We start from the raw sequence: 14796 nt of genomic DNA, 5'->3' as shown, positions 1-14796 counted from the left end.
GGGGAGGTTTTGCAGGGAAGTGAGATTGCCCGGTGTACGGATGGTGCACACATGGTGCACGGATAGCACCGGGGCATTTAGGGGTAAAAAGGTGTCAGTGACCTTTGCGAATCCGATAGACCTGATGGTCGTCAGCTTCGCTCATGCCCAGAAACTCGTGACCCGACTCATTGCAGAAATGCGGCACATCGATAATCGCAGCAGGGTCGTTTGACAGAAGCTGCAGAACAGCGCCCGCCGGCAGAGGTTTAAGCCGCTTGCGGGCCTTTAGGACGGGCAGGGGGCACAACAGGCCAATTGCGTCTACGGTCTCGTGAATTTCGCTCATAACAGTCAGATATGACGGAAAATTCATCCTGTCCACAGGGTTGTGACCGGATGTCCTCGTGACCTTTGAAAACAGGTGCGCTAAGGCAGATCTATGTTTGGTATAGAAATCATCGATGCAGGTCTTCTCCCTGCTATGCTCGTCGCGCTGGTCGCAGGCCTGATCAGCTTTCTCTCCCCCTGTGTGCTGCCCATTGTGCCGCCGTATCTGGCCTATATGAGCGGTGTTTCCATTGGCGATATGCAAAGTCCGGGCGCTGCTCGACGCAAGGCCATCTTGGCGGCTTTGTTCTTTGTTATGGGGCTCTCTACTGTCTTCTTGCTGCTTGGGTTCACAGCCTCGGCATTCGGGGCTTTTGTTCTGCAAAATCAAGAACTTTTTGCGCAGGTCTCAGGTGTGGTGGTGATCATCTTCGGCCTGCATTTCCTGTCAGTTTTCCGCATTCCGATCCTGGATCGTGAGATGCGCATGGAGGCCGGCGAATCTGGTGGATCCGCCGTTGGGGCCTATGTCTTGGGCTTGGCTTTTGCCTTTGGCTGGACACCCTGCATCGGCCCGCAACTGGGCGCAATCCTGTCGCTTGCGGCTTCTGAGGCGTCAGTGGCCCGCGGTACTGTTTTGCTTGGAATCTATGCCCTGGGCCTTGGGGTGCCGTTTCTGCTGGCGGCGATCTTCCTCAGCCGTTCCATGGTGCTGATGAACAAGATGAAACGCCACATGAAGCTTATCGAAAAATTCATGGGCGCGCTGTTGCTGGTGGTTGGCGTGATGCTGGTAACCGGGCTGTTCTCAGCCTTTTCGTGGTGGTTGCTGGAAGCCTTCCCTGCGTTGGCCGCACTCGGCTGAGTCTAAGGGGCCACAGGGCCCCTTTTTCTTTCTGCGCAGGGTCTTACACTTGCCCAAATGCTCCGTTACCTTGTGGGTTAGAACAAGGGAATTGTGGAATTGGCTCAAGCAGATAACAGGTCTGAGCGTGATCGCGTACAGCGAAGGCGGGTGTTTTATATTCCCGGCTATGATCCGATTCACCCCCGCCGATATCGAGAGCTGTACCGCAAAGAGGCGGCCAGCCAAGCGGCGATTTCGGGGTATGAGATCGACCTGAAGGCGAAGCAATCAAAAACCGGGCCCTTTGGTTGGAATGTGAAATCCACCATAGATGACGCCAAAGTTGACGCTGATTTTGAAGTTCTGGTTTGGTCCGACATTGTGCGTGACAGCATGGACAGTTCAATTCCAGCGACATACCTGCAACTGGCCCGCACGGCCTGGACCTACATCTCCTCCGGCACATTGTTCCGGTTGACGAAGTTGCGAAAAGGTCCCGTTATTGCAGCGCTTTATCCAGTTGGAATGCTACTGGTGCAGGCTGTTTTGGCCGCGCTTGTGGTTTGGGGCGTAATGATGGCATGCATTGCGCTGGCTGCCGTTTTCGCGGTGCCTGGTGTTTGGGTTTCGGTGTTGGGCCTGGGCGTTGGTTTGGGGGCAGGCACGATGCTCATGCGTTGGTTCAAGAAAATGGATGGCAAGTTTTTTGCCTATTACCTGATGCATGACTACGCCTATTCCGCCGCATCAAATGGGGCTAATTCACCCGAGCTTGAGGCGCGGATCGCCGATTTCACCGCCCAGATCAAAACCGCTCTTGATGACGACACTCTGGACGAAGTGCTGGTGGTTGGCCATTCATCAGGCGCACACATTTCAGTTTCCGTTCTGTCGGACCTGATCCGAGACGGACTTCCCTCTAAGCGCCCTCAGCTTGGGTTTCTAAGTCTGGGGCAGGTGGTCCCTATGGTCTCTTTCTTGCCCAAGGCGCAACGCCTGCGCGCAGATCTGCAGTTCCTGTCTGCGCGCGACGAACTGTCTTGGGTCGATGTCACTGCCCCAGGCGACGGCTGTGCCTTTGCTTTGTGCGATCCGGTGTCTGTTACTGGGGTTGCGCCCAAAGATAAACGCTGGCCCTTGGTGTTTTCAGCTGCGTTTACTCAGACCCTAAGCCCCAAGCGTTGGGCAGAGTTGAGGTGGCGGTTTTTTCGTCTCCATTTCCAATACTTATGCGCGTTTGATCGGCCGGGTGACTATGATTATTTCCAGATTACCGCCGGGCCAAAAACGTTAAACGAGCGGTACTTGAATCGTAATCCATCAAAATCACGAATTGAAAAACCCGTGTCAAAATTCACATCGGTATCACAAACATGAAACCGCCCAAGCCTCCCTCTCGACCTGATAAGGTCTCGCTGTTGCGCTACCTACGCCTGTTTCGCCAAGACATTCTGTCGGCCCAGCCAGCGCGTCTCTATCATGCCTGGATGGCCGAATTTCGGACCCCGTTTTTCAGATCCTTCATGATCAACCAGCCGGATCTGGTGAAGGAGGTCTTGAAGCAAAGACCGGATGATTTTCCCAAATCCAACCGGATTGCCGAGGGGCTACGGCCCCTGCTGGGCAATTCGGTGTTTTTGACCAATGGCGAGACATGGAAGCGACAGCGACGGATCATTGACCCGGCCTTTGAAGGGGGCCGATTAAAGGATACATTTCCCGCGATGCGACAGGCGGCTGAGGCTGCTGTTGCTCGGCTGCAGGATAAGGTTGGGACGGTTACCGAAGTCGAGACTGAGACCAGTCATGTGGCGGCGGATGTCATTTTTCGCACCCTCTTTTCGATCCCAATTGAGCATGAGGTTGCGGCGCAGGTGTTTACCAGGTTTCGCGACTATCAGCGCAGCCAGCCGATCCTGAATCTTGCGGCCTTTATTCCGATGCCACGCTGGATGCCACGGTTTTTCAAAGGGTCAACCAAGCGGGATGCTGCGGAAATACGTAAGCTGATTACTCAGTTGACCAGCAACCGGATGCAACAAATCGAGGCAGGCACCGCGCCAGATGATCTGGCGACCAAGATCATGACCACCGAAGACCCGCACACAGGCGAGCGGTTTGATACCGAGGAAATGGTTGATCAGGTTGCAATTTTCTTCTTGGCTGGTCACGAAACCAGTGCCTCGGCATTGGCCTGGACGCTGTACTTGATGGCGCTGTATCCGGACTGGCAAGAACGTCTGGCCGATGAGGCGGAAGCCCTGGAAGAGCAGGGCTTTGCGGTGATGACGAAGCTGCGGCTGAGCCGGGATGTGTTTCGCGAGGCCTTGCGGCTGTATCCACCGGTACCGATGATGGTGCGCCAGGCAACCTGCCCAGAAGTGTTTCGGGATCGTGAGGTTCCGGTTGGCTCGCAAATTGTAGTGAGCCCTTGGCATCTGCATCGGCATGATCGGCTATGGGACAAGCCGGACGATTTTGACCCGGACCGTTGGCAAACCGAGAATGGAAAAACCTGCCAGCGCGAGGCTTTTATACCATTTTCCGCCGGGGCGCGGGTTTGCACCGGGGCGGGGTTTGCCATGGTCGAGGGACCGCTGATCCTGTCGATGTTGCTACGACATTTCAGATTTGAGCTGGTCGAGGGGCGAGAGCCGGTGCCAGTTGCTCACCTGACAGTGCGGTCTGACAAAGGGATCTGGTTGAAGCTATCGAAACGGTGAGGACACAGTCATGATGACTTGTACTTCTTTAGGTGTTGTCGGTTAACCGCCTAAGCACAAACAACCGGATTGCAGACGCCAGTCCGCAATCGGTGCCGCGGGCCTCGTCTATCTCCGCGGCCAACACATTGATCGGGCGGCCATCTTGTTCTGCGAGTTTGCGAAAGGCTTGCCAGAACTCATCTTCAAGCGACACCGAAGTCCGGTGTCCGCGCAGGGTAAGTGAGTGTTTTTTGGGCCGACTGTTCATTCTTCAGTCTGATGCCCGTCTAAATCTCGTTTTGCTTTATCTGCTGCGCTGCGACCCAACTGCTTTTCAGCCTTGCTACGACCATGTGTGATCGCGTTTTGGTCAGCGCGGGCCTTTTTCTCGGCCCGCGCTTTTTGTTTTCTAAACCGGTTCAGGTTGACCGGTTCAGCCATCAGTCCTTAGGACCGATCATCTGCTCGGGACGCACAACCGCATCAAAGGTGGCCTCGTCCACAAAGCCGAGGGCAACAGCCTCTTCCTTGAGTGTGGTGCCATTTTTGTGCGCGGTTTTGGCGACCTTAGTGGCGTTGTCATAGCCGATTGTCGGAGCCAGTGCTGTGACCAGCATCAGGCTTTCCTTCATCAGCTTGTCGATGCGTGGCTCGTTGGCCTTGATACCATTCAGCATCCGCTCGGTGAAACTGTCGGCGACGTCACCCAGCAACTGCATGGATTGCAGCAGGTTATAGGACATCATCGGATTGTAGACGTTCAGCTCAAAATGGCCCTGTGAACCAGCAAATGTCATCGCGGCGTTGTTACCCATAACGTGGGCGGCCACTTGCGTCATTGCTTCGGCTTGAGTTGGGTTCACTTTACCCGGCATGATCGACGATCCAGGCTCGTTCTCAGGCAGGATCAGCTCACCCAATCCGGACCGTGGGCCCGAGCCCAGGAAGCGGATATCGTTGGCGATTTTGTACATCGAACCTGCAACGGTAGCCAAAGCACCCGACATAAAGACCATGGCGTCATGGGCGGCCAGAGCTTCGAACTTGTTCGGTGCAGTCACAAAGGGCAGGCCGGTGATTTCACCCATGTTGGCTGCGACCTTTTCGCTCCAACCGTGCTGAGTGTTCAGGCCAGTGCCGACGGCTGTTCCGCCTTGTGCCAACTCATAGATGCCGGGCAGGGCGGCCTCGATGCGCTGGATACCCATACGGATCTGGTGGGCGTAGCCGCCAAATTCCTGGCCCAGTGTCAGCGGGGTCGCATCCTGAGTGTGGGTACGGCCGATTTTGATGATGTCTTTGAACTCATCGGACTTGGCTTCCAGTCCTGCCAGCAGCTTGTTCAGGCCGGGCAGCAACACGTCGCGCACAGTCATCGCTGCAGCAATGTGCATCGCGGTTGGGAAGGTGTCGTTTGACGACTGGCCCATGTTGCAGTGATCATTCGGGTGCACCGGATCCTTGGTACCGATGACGCCGCCCAGGATTTCAATCGCGCGGTTGGCGATCACCTCGTTGGAGTTCATGTTCGACTGGGTGCCGGAACCGGTCTGCCATACAACCAGTGGGAAGTTGTCGTCGAATTTGCCCTCGAAGACTTCGCCCGCGGCCTGAATCACGGCGTCGGCGATTGTGGTGTCCATCTTGCCGGATTCTTTGTTGGCCATGGCACAGGCCTGTTTGATCACACCAAGTGCGCGCACAATGGCCACTGGCTGCTTTTCCCAACCTATGGGGAAATTCATGATCGAGCGCTGTGTTTGGGCACCCCAATACTTATCTGCGGGGACCTCTAGTGGGCCAAAGCTGTCTGTTTCGGTGCGGGTCTCGGACATCCGTTTACTCCGTCTGGTATGCGATTGTATGCCGTGTAGCCTGTGCGTGTCGTAGGTGCAATTGGCCAGTTGCGCGCAGCATAGACGATCACGCCCTAAGGTATAGGGGCGGTCGCTGGCATTTTTTCGGCAAAGCATTGTCAGCCGGCGTGGGATGGCTAGAGTAGAGGTGATTGTTAGCCAAATTCACCAAAGGGGATATTGTGGCCACTTCTATTGATACGCATGCCGTTCAACGCGTTTTGTCACGGTTTTTGCCGATTGTCCTGCTGGCTCTTGTAGTAACCGTGCAGGCTGCGCAGGCCGACATTTCGCGTTTTGTGGGCGAGTACTCGGGGCGCGCGGTGGTTGAGACGCGATCCGGAGAGATGTCTCCGCGCGATATGAGCGTAGTGATACGCCAAACACGCTATGGCTACATAGTGAACTGGACATCGACGACCGAGAAGCAAGACGGTCGGCGTAAAAGCAAATCCTATGAGATTGAGTTTGAGCCAACAGACCGCGAAGGTGTCTATTCAGCCGCCATGACGCGAAATGTGTTTGGTCATACCGAACAGCTGGATCCCATGAAGGGAGAGCCCTATGTCTGGAGCCGTATTACAGGTGAGACATTGACTGTATTTTCAATGTTTGTCGCCCCGAATGGGGATTATGAAATGCAGCAATACGACCGAACCCTTGCCGAGGGCGGGTTGCAGCTAGAATTCAACTCCCACCGAAACGGGATCCCAACCAGATTTATTTCGACATTTCTGGAGCGCAAGTAATAGGAGATCGCCAAGGCTGGAGCAATCCAGCTGATTGCTAGCTACTATTTTCTGAAGCTATCGAGCGAGACAACTTCGGCGTCTGGTTTGCTGGCTTCCTCGGCGCTGTTCACCAATTCTTCGACCGGTGCAGGCACGCTTGCGTCACCTTCGGGTTCTTCGTCAGCAGATTCAAACCGCAGCCCAAACTCGACAGATGGATCCACAAAAGTTTTGATCGCGTTATAGGGAATATACAGCGGTTCTGGTGCATCGCCGAAATTCAGCGTGATGGCAAAGCCTTCATCGCCAACTTCCAGATTGTCGAACCAATGTTGCATGACAACGGTCATTTCGCCCGGATATCGATCTGATAACCAGTCTGCCAGCTCGGCATCCGGGTGACCGGTGTCGAAGGTAATAAAGAAATGGTGATTCCCCGGAAGACCGTTGTCGGCAATATCCAGTAGAACGGTCCTGATAAGACCGCGCATTGCCGTATGCATTAGATTTCCGTAGTCGATGTCACGGGTCATTTTGTCACCCCAGTAGCTCTTGGCTTAAGCATAGGGGATTCGAACAGAAACAAAAGAGGACCGGCATAGATTTTTGCTATTATCCTTCGGGGGCTATGCCGGATTTACGATTGGCGAGGGTCTAGGTGTTTCCAAGCAAGAGTGAAGAACCAACTCCCGCAAGGGCCATCAGGAACAGGGTCAGCGCCATGCTTCCCCGCGTGATGTACATGGCCAGGGTGGCAACACCCACAAGCCCAAGGGCCACTGAATTCAAGCTGCCGGCTGTTGGTGCCGCAAGCGAGAAGATACCGAACTCGATGATGTCTACCGTATCGAATACGACGTGCAGGGTGAACCAGACGGATAGGTTCAAAATAACGCCAACCACGGCGGCGGTAATAGCTTTCAGCGCTGCGCCAATTCTTGGGTGGGACGAAATTTGTTCTACATAGGGGGCCGCCAGAAAGATCCAGAGAAAGCAGGGCATAAAGGTGGCCCAAAGCGCAACTGCCCCAGCGGCTAAACCTAGTGCCAGCCCTTGTGATTGCAACCCGGCGAGCATGGCGACAAACTGTGTAACCAGGATCAGCGGACCGGGGGTTGTTTCGGCCAGCCCCAAGGCGTCAATCATCTGGCCGGTGGTGATCCACTGATACTGTTCCACCACTGTTTGGCTCATATAAGCCAACACAGCATAGGCCCCACCAAAGGTGACTACGGCCAGCTTGGCAAAGAACCAGCCAACACTGGCCAGAAAGTCAGCGCCCACAAGGCTGAGGAAAATCAAGGGTAGGAGCCAGAGCCCTCCCCAAATCAACAACTGTCGGCCTGCGCTGTAGATGTTGAGGGTGTTTGGCGAATCCTCATTCTCAGCGCCTGCACCTCCGCGAAGCAATCCATACATTCCTGCACCAAGTACAATCAGCGGAAAGGGTAGGTTTAACGCAAATAATCCCAGGAATCCCAGCGCGGCGAGTATCCATGCACTACGTCCGTGCAATGCCTTGTGTGCCAACTTGCGCAGGGCAAGAAGAACAATGATCACCACCGAGGCTTTAATGCCCAGAAAGCCTGCTTGCACCAAATCCAGCTCTCCGTAACTGGCATATAGGACGACAAGAAGGCCAATGATCAACGCTCCGGGAAGGACAAATAGCAGCCCTGCCAGCAGCCCTCCGGGAACGCCCCGCAGGCGCCAGCCAGAATAGGTGGCGAGTTGCATCGCTTCGGGGCCAGGCAGAAGCATGCAGAACGATAACGCCCGCAAGAATCCTTGTTCGCTAAGCCAGGCGCGATCTTCCACCAGTTCTCGGTGCATGACCGCAATCTGTGCGGCTGGGCCGCCAAAACTCAAAAGGCCGATGCGGCCGAAAACCCGCAACATGGCGGTCCATGACGGCGCACTCATCGTGTCACCGTTGGCCAGTCGTGTTTTTCGTCAAACCCATCCCGGGCCCAGCGATACAGAGCGTCATACATTGGCATGGCAGCCTCAAGCTGCTCTGTATCGTTCTTGTATTGGCGCGACAGCCCAACTGACAACGCAAGCAAGCCAGCCGCTTGTGGCGCCAATTCCGGGGTATTGGTGTCGGCAGCCCTGATTACGGTTGCAAGGTGCGATAGCGCAGGGGTGGTCAGGCCAAACTCTTCAACCATCACATCAAAACTGCACAGCGGGCCCCGATGACTCCAAAAGCTGTCTTCGATATCAAACGGCGTGGCCCCGAATTTTTCAGCCACGGCTGGTACCTCGGCCGGTGGGACAAACAGAAACTGCGCCTTGGGGTCGACAAAGCGGCGGATCAGCCAGGGGCAGGCAATGCGATCAATCTTGGGACGGTGGCGGGTGACCCACAGGCTGCCTTGGTGCGGTGATGGAAGATTGGCGACGGGAACCAGCGGCAGCCCGGCATCGCGCCAGGCCAGGTTGCCACCTGCCAGGACTTCGGCCGCGATGCCATGGGAGCGAAGGACCGCAGCTGCGCCATGCGAGAGCTTTTTGCCCTTCTGGCAAATGACAACCACATGTTGTCCGGCCAACTCAGGTATTATAGATTGAAGTTCATCATGTGGGTGGCGCCGGGCCGTTGGCACCAATCTTGGATCCAGCACAAAATCTTGGTCAGTAATGACATCTATGATTTTTGGGGTGTCGGGGGTTCCAATCAAACGCATCAGTTGATTGGAGGAAATTTCAGAAAATGCAGCAGCCATAGAGCATCCTTTCCGTAGCCGGAGTGTTGGATGCGAACCTTGGGCCTAGGCCTCACGGGGTGGTCGCAGTGACCCCTTACAGGGGTAGAGACCGCATTTCACGTTTTCTGTCAAGCGCTACCCATTATTTCCAGACTAGACGCTGGCCGGTTAAGCAGATCGGCAGGGCATCAGTAGGAAGTTGTCCAAGTTGTTCAAACATAGTGAAAAAATCAAACTGGTAATGTGTTTCTGCCAGCCGATGTCCCTCAAACCGCACCATGACCTGACTTGTAATCGAAACCGCTTCGCCATTGTCGTCTCGTTTGGCGCGGATCTCGGTTAGGGCCGCCAGCCAATCGCCTTGTTCAACAGTTTGCGTTAGGGTCACGTTGATAGATTGCAGTAGGCCACGGACTGCGACCACAAGATCTCGGAACTCATCTCGTGTCAGACCAATCGAGGTAAGCACGCCGTTGGCCGTGATGTCGGGTACAAGCAATTGGTCGATGATGTCGAGATTGCCCTTCCCCCAAACTTCGTCGTACCAGCTTTGTAGGGTTTCGATTTTTGTCATGCGTGTACTTTCTTAGTTAAGTACTTTTGTGGGCAATGACCGTCAAAAATTTGTGAATTTTTGTGGGAGAGTTGTAGGTGACCAAAGGTCAGCTTTACAGATGATGCTCTGCAATATGCAACGTTCTGGGTCAGTTGAAATATAAGGTAAAGTGCAGGTTTCTGTTGCCAGGTACCTGCGAACCCCGCCTTAGGTCGCTAAACCTAAGGAGTTAGTTTCGGCGACATTTACAGCTTACGCTGCAACTGCCATTGCCGGAGCACGATTGTCATTTGCAATTGTACAGTTTTCGCCGGTAACGGTGGCAGACAGCCGAGACAAAGCTAACCCCTTTAGACGTTCGTCGATCCTATTTCGTCCCCATGATCCCCAAATGAAGGATGTTTGGTGGAGACGCCGGGTACCGCCCCCGGGTCCGATCCGCTTATTACGAGCGCATTTATGTCCATAGTCCCCGAGGGAACGAAATGAATATAGGATGTGCGAGGCTGGAATTGAAGGGGGAAAATGGGGGAAGGGCAAATAAGAAGGGGCCAGCCCCCATCCGGGCAAGATACCGGATTCCCCCGGGATATCTGGGACCAGATGAAGAGCGGATCTATTAGCGGATCAATTAGCTAGGTCTGGCGCGCGCGGAAAAGACGTTTTCGGCCAGACTGCGGGTTTCATCTTCGAGGTCGGTCAACCCCTGGGTGGCGGCTGCGCCATTTCGGGCCTCAATCGCGTCAGCAATCCGGCTGTGCAGGGCAATGATATTTTCGCGCGAGCGTGCGGTGAAGGTGATCATGTTCATCAGAGGCTGCATGGCCTCAACCGCGCCTGCGAGCTGATAGGACAGGACCGGGTTATCAGCGCCGTCTACCAATGCGCGGTGAAAGGCCACGTCAGAGGCGCAGAAGGCTTCATCTGTCAGGTTGGGTTGGCCTTGGCGAAAGATTTCGGCGCGCATGGTGGCCAGCTGGTCGGGGCTGTGTCGCAGGGCTGACAGCGGGGCACAGGCGCGTTCTAGCGCATAACGTGCTTCGCAGGCTGTATCGAAACTTACTGCATTCATCGACAGAAGGAGGGTCGAGGTGGTGACTTGCTGGCTATAGGCCTCTTCAAAGCTGAGGCGATTGACAAAAGCGCCACCGGTTGCACCACGCTGGGTGCGGATCAGCGATTGTGCGGCCAGTCGTTTAAGTGCCTCACGGACGGTTGGACGTGACACTTGAAAATGATCCGCTAGTTCGGACTCTGAGGGCAATCGCTGGTCGACGATGAGATCGCCACCAATGATGGCGTCTTTGATCGACTGAGCGATCTGCGCTGAAAGATCGGCTGAACTGTTTGGATCAATCTTCATTCCGTGTCCTGGCGGTTCGGGCTGCATTTTTTATTTGTCTGACATTTAAAAGTCTGACATTTAAAAAGCAAGCGGTGAGTCGCTGTGTGTTCTACTTGGAGACGGCAATGAAAGCCATTGTGGCAGGAAAAATCAGAACTATGGCGGGTTGGCATTGGCTGGCGCTGTTTGGTTTGATCCTGGTCGCTTGGCTGGCTTTGTTCCTGATGGCTGCGCCTGCCGACCTGCGTGAAGCCGGAGCCGTTTATGGCGAGGGTTTCTGGCGTGATCTGTGCACGTTAAGCCCGGATACGGCTGGGTATTTCAGAATACTGCTGATGTGGGTACTGATGTCCGCGGCAATGATGGCACCAACAGCGCTGCCAGCTTTTGCGACGTACGAAGACCTCTCTCACACCAGTGCAGATACACATTTTGGACATCTTGTTGGTGGTTACTTGCTGGTTTGGATCGGGTTCTCAGTTGTGGCCGCCGCCTTGCAGATGATCTTGTTTCAAGCTGGTTTGCTGACCGTTTTTGGGGATAGCCAGTCACAACTGATGTCTGCGGCCCTGTTGCTGGTAGCCGGGTTATATCAGTTCACACCGCTGAAAGAGGCTTGTCTAAGCAAGTGCCGTCGCCCCTTGGTGTTCTTCATGCAGTACTGGGATGAAGGGCCGTTGCGTAATGGTGTGCGACTGGGCGTGGTCTGCCTGGGATGCTGCTGGGCGCTGATGTTACTGGCGTTTGCAGGCGGTGTGATGAACCTGGCCTTTATGGGACTGGCCACGCTGATCATGGTTTTTGAAAAATTGCCCGAGCTGGGGCGCTATATTACCAAGCCATTGGGCGGGGTGCTGATAGTTGCTGCGGGCTGGATGATACTGAATTCACTCTGAAAGGGAGAGTAAAATGGCACTCGATGGCGAAGTGGGCACCGTGCCCTGGACAATCAAAGGTGAGTTGATCCTCAACTGCAACTGTACAGTGTTCTGCCCCTGTGTTGTGTCACTGGGCAAACATCCTCCAACCGAAGGCTACTGTCAGGCTTGGGCTGGCGTACGTATCGACAGCGGTGAGTATGGTGACATGGGGCTGGGCGGGCTGAATGTCGGTCTGATGTTGGAGATTCCCGGCAATATGGGGCGTGGCAACTGGAAGGTCGCTGCCTACATTGACGACCGTGCCACAGATGAACAGTACGAAGCTTTGATCAACATCTTTACAGGTGCGGCGCGGGGCACCACCGGACTGTTTTCCATGCTGGTTGGTGAGTTCCTGGGCGCTGAACGCGCGCCGGTCTCGTTTGAAACCGAAGGTAACGAGCGTCGCCTGATGGTGGGTAAGAAAATTCAGGGCGCAGTAGTCCCGGTTGAAGGTAAGGACGGCAAAGATATTGTTGTCACCAATACCGAATACTGGATGGGGCCAGACATCACTGTTGCAACCGCAACCAAGGGCCGGGTGCGCGCCTTTGGACGGGTGTGGGACTTTGATGGTCGTTCAGCCGAGATCTGTCAGATCGATTGGCACGGTCCACGCTAAAGTATCAGGCCAGCGGCAGTGTAGGGCCGTCGCTGGTTGTTGTGTTCCCCGTTGTCAGGAGGATGGACAATGGCATTAATCTCACCGTCACGGCGTTTACGCAGAACCCCTTTTTCACAAGGAGTCGAAGCTGCCGGGGCAAAAGCCTATACTGTCTACAATCACATGTTGTTGCCAACTGTGTTTGAGAGTGTTGAGGCAGACTATCATCACTTGAAAAAGCATGTGCAGATTTGGGACGTGTCTTGTGAACGGCAAGTGGAACTGCGTGGCCCGGATGCAGGGCGGTTGATGCAGATGCTGACGCCGCGTGATCTGCGGGGCATGCTGCCTGGGCAGTGCTATTACGTGCCCATCGTTGATGAAACGGGCGGCATGTTGAATGACCCGGTTGCCGTGAAGCTGGCTGAAGATCGCTGGTGGATTTCCATTGCAGACAGCGACCTGCTGTATTGGGTCAAGGGCATCGCCAATGGCTGGCGTTTGGATGTGCTGGTGGATGAGCCGGATGTGTCACCGCTGGCAATACAGGGGCCAAAATCCGAGGCGCTTTTGGAGCGGGTCTTTGGCAGTAGCATTCGCAAGATCCGGTTCTTCCGGTTTAGCGTGTTCCAGTTTCAGGGGCGTGATCTGGTTATTGCGCGTTCCGGCTACTCCAAGCAGGGCGGCTTTGAGATCTATGTTGAAGACGGCGAAATTGGCATGCCGCTGTGGAACAAGCTGTTCGAGGCTGGCGAGGATCTGGACGTGCGGGCAGGGTGCCCCAACCTGATTGAGCGGATCGAAGGTGGATTGTTGAGCTATGGCAATGACATGACCGACGACAACACGCCGCATGAATGTGGTTTGGGGAAGTTCTGCGATACTCATACGGCGATTGGTTGCATTGGCCGGGATGCCCTGCTGCGGGTGGCCAAAGAGGGGCCGGTTCAGCAGATCCGACCCATTGCCATTGAGGGAGAGCCGGTGCCTGCCTGTACCGATTTCTGGCCGCTGTATGCTGGAGGAAAACGCGTAGGTCGCGTGTCCTCGGCGGCCTGGTCACCGGATTTCCGGACAAACGTTGCAATTGGCCTGGTGCGCATGACCCATTGGGATGCGGGGACCAAGCTGGAAGTTGAAACACCTGATGGTATGCGCGCGGCAACCGTGCGCGAGAAATTTTGGATTTAAAGGAGAGATCTATGTTCAACGCATTGGTTGTAAACAGAGATGAGGAAAGCCGCAAAACCTCGGCGGCGGTAGAGCAGATCAGCTTGGATCAACTGCCCGAGGGGGAAGTGACCGTGGCAGTGGAGTATTCCACCGTGAACTACAAGGACGGCCTGTGCATTGGGCCCGGTGGTGGTCTGGTGCGAAAATATCCACATGTACCTGGCATTGACTTTGCCGGCACGGTCGAGGCGAGCTCGGATGAGCGCTATAAGCCGGGTGATAAGGTCGTACTGACCGGATGGCGCGTGGGCGAGGCTCATTGGGGCGGTTATTCGCAAAAAGCCAATGTCAAAGCTGACTGGCTGGTGCCACTGCCAGATGGTTTGGATACTCGTCAGGCGATGGCTGTTGGAACTGCAGGATTTACCGCGATGCTTGCCGTGATGGCGCTGGAAGACCATGGAATGGAAACCGGTCATGGGCCGGTTTTGGTGACCGGGGCCTCGGGCGGCGTTGGGTCGGTTGCAACTGCAATCCTTGCCAATCTGGGTCATGAAGTTGCTGGCGTGACGGGGCGTCCAGAAACCGCTGACTATCTGAAATCACTTGGTGCTAGCCAGATTGTGGCGCGGGATGAGATCAATGAGACGGTCAAACGGCCTTTGGAAGCTGAAAGCTGGGTTGGCTGTGTAGACGCGGTGGGTGGCCCGATGTTGGCGCGCGTGTTGGGGCAGATGAAATACGGAGCCTCTGTTGCGGCTGTTGGTCTGGCCGGTGGGGCAGGTTTGCCTGCAACTGTGATCCCGTTTTTGCTGCGTGGAGTGAACCTGCTGGGGATCGACAGCGTCATGCAGCCTTATGACAACCGGGTGCGCGCTTGGCAACGTATCGCAACTGATCTGCCGATGGACAAGCTTGAGGCGATGGTTCAGCCCGCAACCTTGAGTGACTTGCCCAAGCTGGGCGCGGATATCCTGAACGGTCAGGTCAAAGGGCGCGTTGTTGTTGACGTAAACGCTTAACAGCTTTTGTCGTCAGT

At 55.2% G+C, this 14796-nt stretch carries 17 protein-coding genes and 1 other RNA gene; 8 read left to right on the top strand and 10 right to left on the bottom strand.

Going from position 1 to position 14796, the window contains the following annotated elements; all coding sequences use genetic code 11:
- Window positions 1-94: 94 nt before the first annotated feature.
- A complete protein-coding gene (locus AC2T28_RS22400; RefSeq protein ID WP_486750832.1) occupies window positions 95-328 on the bottom strand; it encodes a sulfurtransferase TusA family protein in 234 nt (77 codons plus the stop codon).
- Window positions 329-421: 93 nt separating this feature from the next.
- Between AC2T28_RS22400 and AC2T28_RS22395 the strand changes: the two genes are divergently transcribed.
- The 3 genes from AC2T28_RS22395 (at window position 422) to AC2T28_RS22385 (ending at window position 3879) form a co-directional block, all read left to right on the top strand.
- Entirely contained in the window at window positions 422-1174 is a 753-nt protein-coding gene (locus AC2T28_RS22395) for a cytochrome c biogenesis CcdA family protein (protein WP_486750831.1), read from the top strand.
- A gap of 150 nt (window positions 1175-1324) precedes the next feature.
- A complete protein-coding gene (locus tag AC2T28_RS22390) occupies window positions 1325-2533 on the top strand; it encodes a hypothetical protein (protein WP_486750830.1) in 1209 nt (402 codons plus the stop codon).
- On the top strand, window positions 2530-3879 hold the full coding sequence (locus tag AC2T28_RS22385) for a cytochrome P450 (protein WP_486750829.1): 1350 nt from the start codon (window positions 2530-2532) through the stop codon (window positions 3877-3879). Before AC2T28_RS22390 ends, AC2T28_RS22385 begins: the two co-directional genes overlap by 4 nt.
- A gap of 28 nt (window positions 3880-3907) precedes the next feature.
- On the opposite strand, the gene AC2T28_RS22380 is transcribed toward AC2T28_RS22385, so the two are convergent.
- The 3 genes from AC2T28_RS22380 to fumC are packed head-to-tail and all read right to left on the bottom strand — an operon-like array spanning window position 3908 to window position 5696.
- Window positions 3908-4129 carry a ribbon-helix-helix domain-containing protein gene (locus AC2T28_RS22380; RefSeq protein WP_486750828.1) on the bottom strand — a complete coding sequence of 74 codons (222 nt, stop codon included), beginning with the start codon at window positions 4127-4129 and terminating at the stop codon, window positions 3908-3910.
- Window positions 4126-4302, bottom strand: coding sequence for a DUF4169 family protein (locus tag AC2T28_RS22375; RefSeq protein WP_486750827.1), 177 nt, complete (start codon window positions 4300-4302; stop codon window positions 4126-4128). The genes AC2T28_RS22380 and AC2T28_RS22375 overlap by 4 nt, the downstream gene beginning before the upstream one ends.
- A complete protein-coding gene (fumC, locus tag AC2T28_RS22370; protein WP_486750826.1) occupies window positions 4302-5696 on the bottom strand; it encodes a class II fumarate hydratase in 1395 nt (464 codons plus the stop codon). Before fumC ends, AC2T28_RS22375 begins: the two co-directional genes overlap by 1 nt.
- Window positions 5697-5899: 203 nt before the next feature.
- Between fumC and AC2T28_RS22365 the strand changes: the two genes are divergently transcribed.
- A complete protein-coding gene (locus tag AC2T28_RS22365) occupies window positions 5900-6466 on the top strand; it encodes a hypothetical protein (RefSeq protein WP_486750825.1) in 567 nt (188 codons plus the stop codon).
- 44 nt (window positions 6467-6510) lie between these two features.
- Here AC2T28_RS22365 and AC2T28_RS22360 read toward each other — a convergent pair whose 3' ends face one another.
- The 6 genes from AC2T28_RS22360 to AC2T28_RS22335 all read right to left on the bottom strand — a co-directional run bounded on the left by AC2T28_RS22360 (window position 6511) and on the right by AC2T28_RS22335 (window position 11078).
- Complete coding sequence (locus AC2T28_RS22360; protein ID WP_486750824.1) at window positions 6511-6981, bottom strand: SspB family protein; 471 nt, start codon at window positions 6979-6981, stop codon at window positions 6511-6513.
- A gap of 121 nt (window positions 6982-7102) precedes the next feature.
- Window positions 7103-8371 carry a chromate efflux transporter gene (chrA, locus tag AC2T28_RS22355; RefSeq protein WP_486750823.1) on the bottom strand — a complete coding sequence of 423 codons (1269 nt, stop codon included), beginning with the start codon at window positions 8369-8371 and terminating at the stop codon, window positions 7103-7105.
- Window positions 8368-9177, bottom strand: a complete 810-nt coding sequence (locus AC2T28_RS22350) for a chromate resistance protein ChrB domain-containing protein (RefSeq protein ID WP_486750822.1) — start codon at window positions 9175-9177, stop codon at window positions 8368-8370. The genes chrA and AC2T28_RS22350 overlap by 4 nt, the downstream gene beginning before the upstream one ends.
- Window positions 9178-9301: 124 nt before the next feature.
- Window positions 9302-9733 carry an ester cyclase gene (locus tag AC2T28_RS22345; protein WP_486750821.1) on the bottom strand — a complete coding sequence of 144 codons (432 nt, stop codon included), beginning with the start codon at window positions 9731-9733 and terminating at the stop codon, window positions 9302-9304.
- 150 nt (window positions 9734-9883) lie between these two features.
- Window positions 9884-10236, bottom strand: a transfer-messenger RNA (tmRNA) gene (ssrA, locus tag AC2T28_RS22340).
- Between the two features lie 110 nt (window positions 10237-10346).
- A complete protein-coding gene (locus AC2T28_RS22335) occupies window positions 10347-11078 on the bottom strand; it encodes a FadR/GntR family transcriptional regulator (protein WP_486750820.1) in 732 nt (243 codons plus the stop codon).
- Between the two features lie 107 nt (window positions 11079-11185).
- Between AC2T28_RS22335 and AC2T28_RS22330 the strand changes: the two genes are divergently transcribed.
- From AC2T28_RS22330 to acuI, 4 genes are all read left to right on the top strand, one after another.
- Window positions 11186-11956, top strand: a complete 771-nt coding sequence (locus AC2T28_RS22330) for a DUF2182 domain-containing protein (protein ID WP_486750819.1) — start codon at window positions 11186-11188, stop codon at window positions 11954-11956.
- A gap of 13 nt (window positions 11957-11969) precedes the next feature.
- Entirely contained in the window at window positions 11970-12602 is a 633-nt protein-coding gene (locus tag AC2T28_RS22325) for a DUF1326 domain-containing protein (protein WP_486750818.1), read from the top strand.
- Between the two features lie 69 nt (window positions 12603-12671).
- On the top strand, window positions 12672-13775 hold the full coding sequence (locus AC2T28_RS22320) for a dimethylsulfoniopropionate demethylase (RefSeq protein ID WP_486750817.1): 1104 nt from the start codon (window positions 12672-12674) through the stop codon (window positions 13773-13775).
- A gap of 11 nt (window positions 13776-13786) precedes the next feature.
- Window positions 13787-14779 carry an acryloyl-CoA reductase gene (gene acuI, locus AC2T28_RS22315; protein WP_486750816.1) on the top strand — a complete coding sequence of 331 codons (993 nt, stop codon included), beginning with the start codon at window positions 13787-13789 and terminating at the stop codon, window positions 14777-14779.
- Window positions 14780-14796 lie beyond the last annotated feature (17 nt).

It is taken from the genome of Parasedimentitalea nitratireducens, assembly GCF_057444295.1.
The sequence above is the reverse complement of the archived record's forward strand: the minus strand, read 5'-3'. Positions and strand labels throughout refer to the sequence as shown.

What these genes read in the sequence shown, in the direction of transcription:
- AC2T28_RS22400 (WP_486750832.1), bottom strand. Translation starts at nt 328, where the DNA reads ATGAGCGAAATTCACGAGACCGTAGACGCAATTGGCCTGTTGTGCCCC.
- AC2T28_RS22395 (WP_486750831.1), top strand. Translation starts at nt 422, where the DNA reads ATGTTTGGTATAGAAATCATCGATGCAGGTCTTCTCCCTGCTATGCTC.
- AC2T28_RS22385 (WP_486750829.1), top strand. Translation starts at nt 2,530, where the DNA reads ATGAAACCGCCCAAGCCTCCCTCTCGACCTGATAAGGTCTCGCTGTTG.
- AC2T28_RS22380 (WP_486750828.1), bottom strand. Translation starts at nt 4,129, where the DNA reads ATGAACAGTCGGCCCAAAAAACACTCACTTACCCTGCGCGGACACCGG.
- AC2T28_RS22375 (WP_486750827.1), bottom strand. Translation starts at nt 4,302, where the DNA reads ATGGCTGAACCGGTCAACCTGAACCGGTTTAGAAAACAAAAAGCGCGG.
- fumC (WP_486750826.1), bottom strand. Translation starts at nt 5,696, where the DNA reads ATGTCCGAGACCCGCACCGAAACAGACAGCTTTGGCCCACTAGAGGTC.
- AC2T28_RS22360 (WP_486750824.1), bottom strand. Translation starts at nt 6,981, where the DNA reads ATGACCCGTGACATCGACTACGGAAATCTAATGCATACGGCAATGCGC.
- chrA (WP_486750823.1), bottom strand. Translation starts at nt 8,371, where the DNA reads ATGAGTGCGCCGTCATGGACCGCCATGTTGCGGGTTTTCGGCCGCATC.
- AC2T28_RS22350 (WP_486750822.1), bottom strand. Translation starts at nt 9,177, where the DNA reads ATGGCTGCTGCATTTTCTGAAATTTCCTCCAATCAACTGATGCGTTTG.
- AC2T28_RS22345 (WP_486750821.1), bottom strand. Translation starts at nt 9,733, where the DNA reads ATGACAAAAATCGAAACCCTACAAAGCTGGTACGACGAAGTTTGGGGG.
- AC2T28_RS22335 (WP_486750820.1), bottom strand. Translation starts at nt 11,078, where the DNA reads ATGAAGATTGATCCAAACAGTTCAGCCGATCTTTCAGCGCAGATCGCT.
- AC2T28_RS22330 (WP_486750819.1), top strand. Translation starts at nt 11,186, where the DNA reads ATGAAAGCCATTGTGGCAGGAAAAATCAGAACTATGGCGGGTTGGCAT.
- AC2T28_RS22325 (WP_486750818.1), top strand. Translation starts at nt 11,970, where the DNA reads ATGGCACTCGATGGCGAAGTGGGCACCGTGCCCTGGACAATCAAAGGT.
- AC2T28_RS22320 (WP_486750817.1), top strand. Translation starts at nt 12,672, where the DNA reads ATGGCATTAATCTCACCGTCACGGCGTTTACGCAGAACCCCTTTTTCA.
- acuI (WP_486750816.1), top strand. Translation starts at nt 13,787, where the DNA reads ATGTTCAACGCATTGGTTGTAAACAGAGATGAGGAAAGCCGCAAAACC.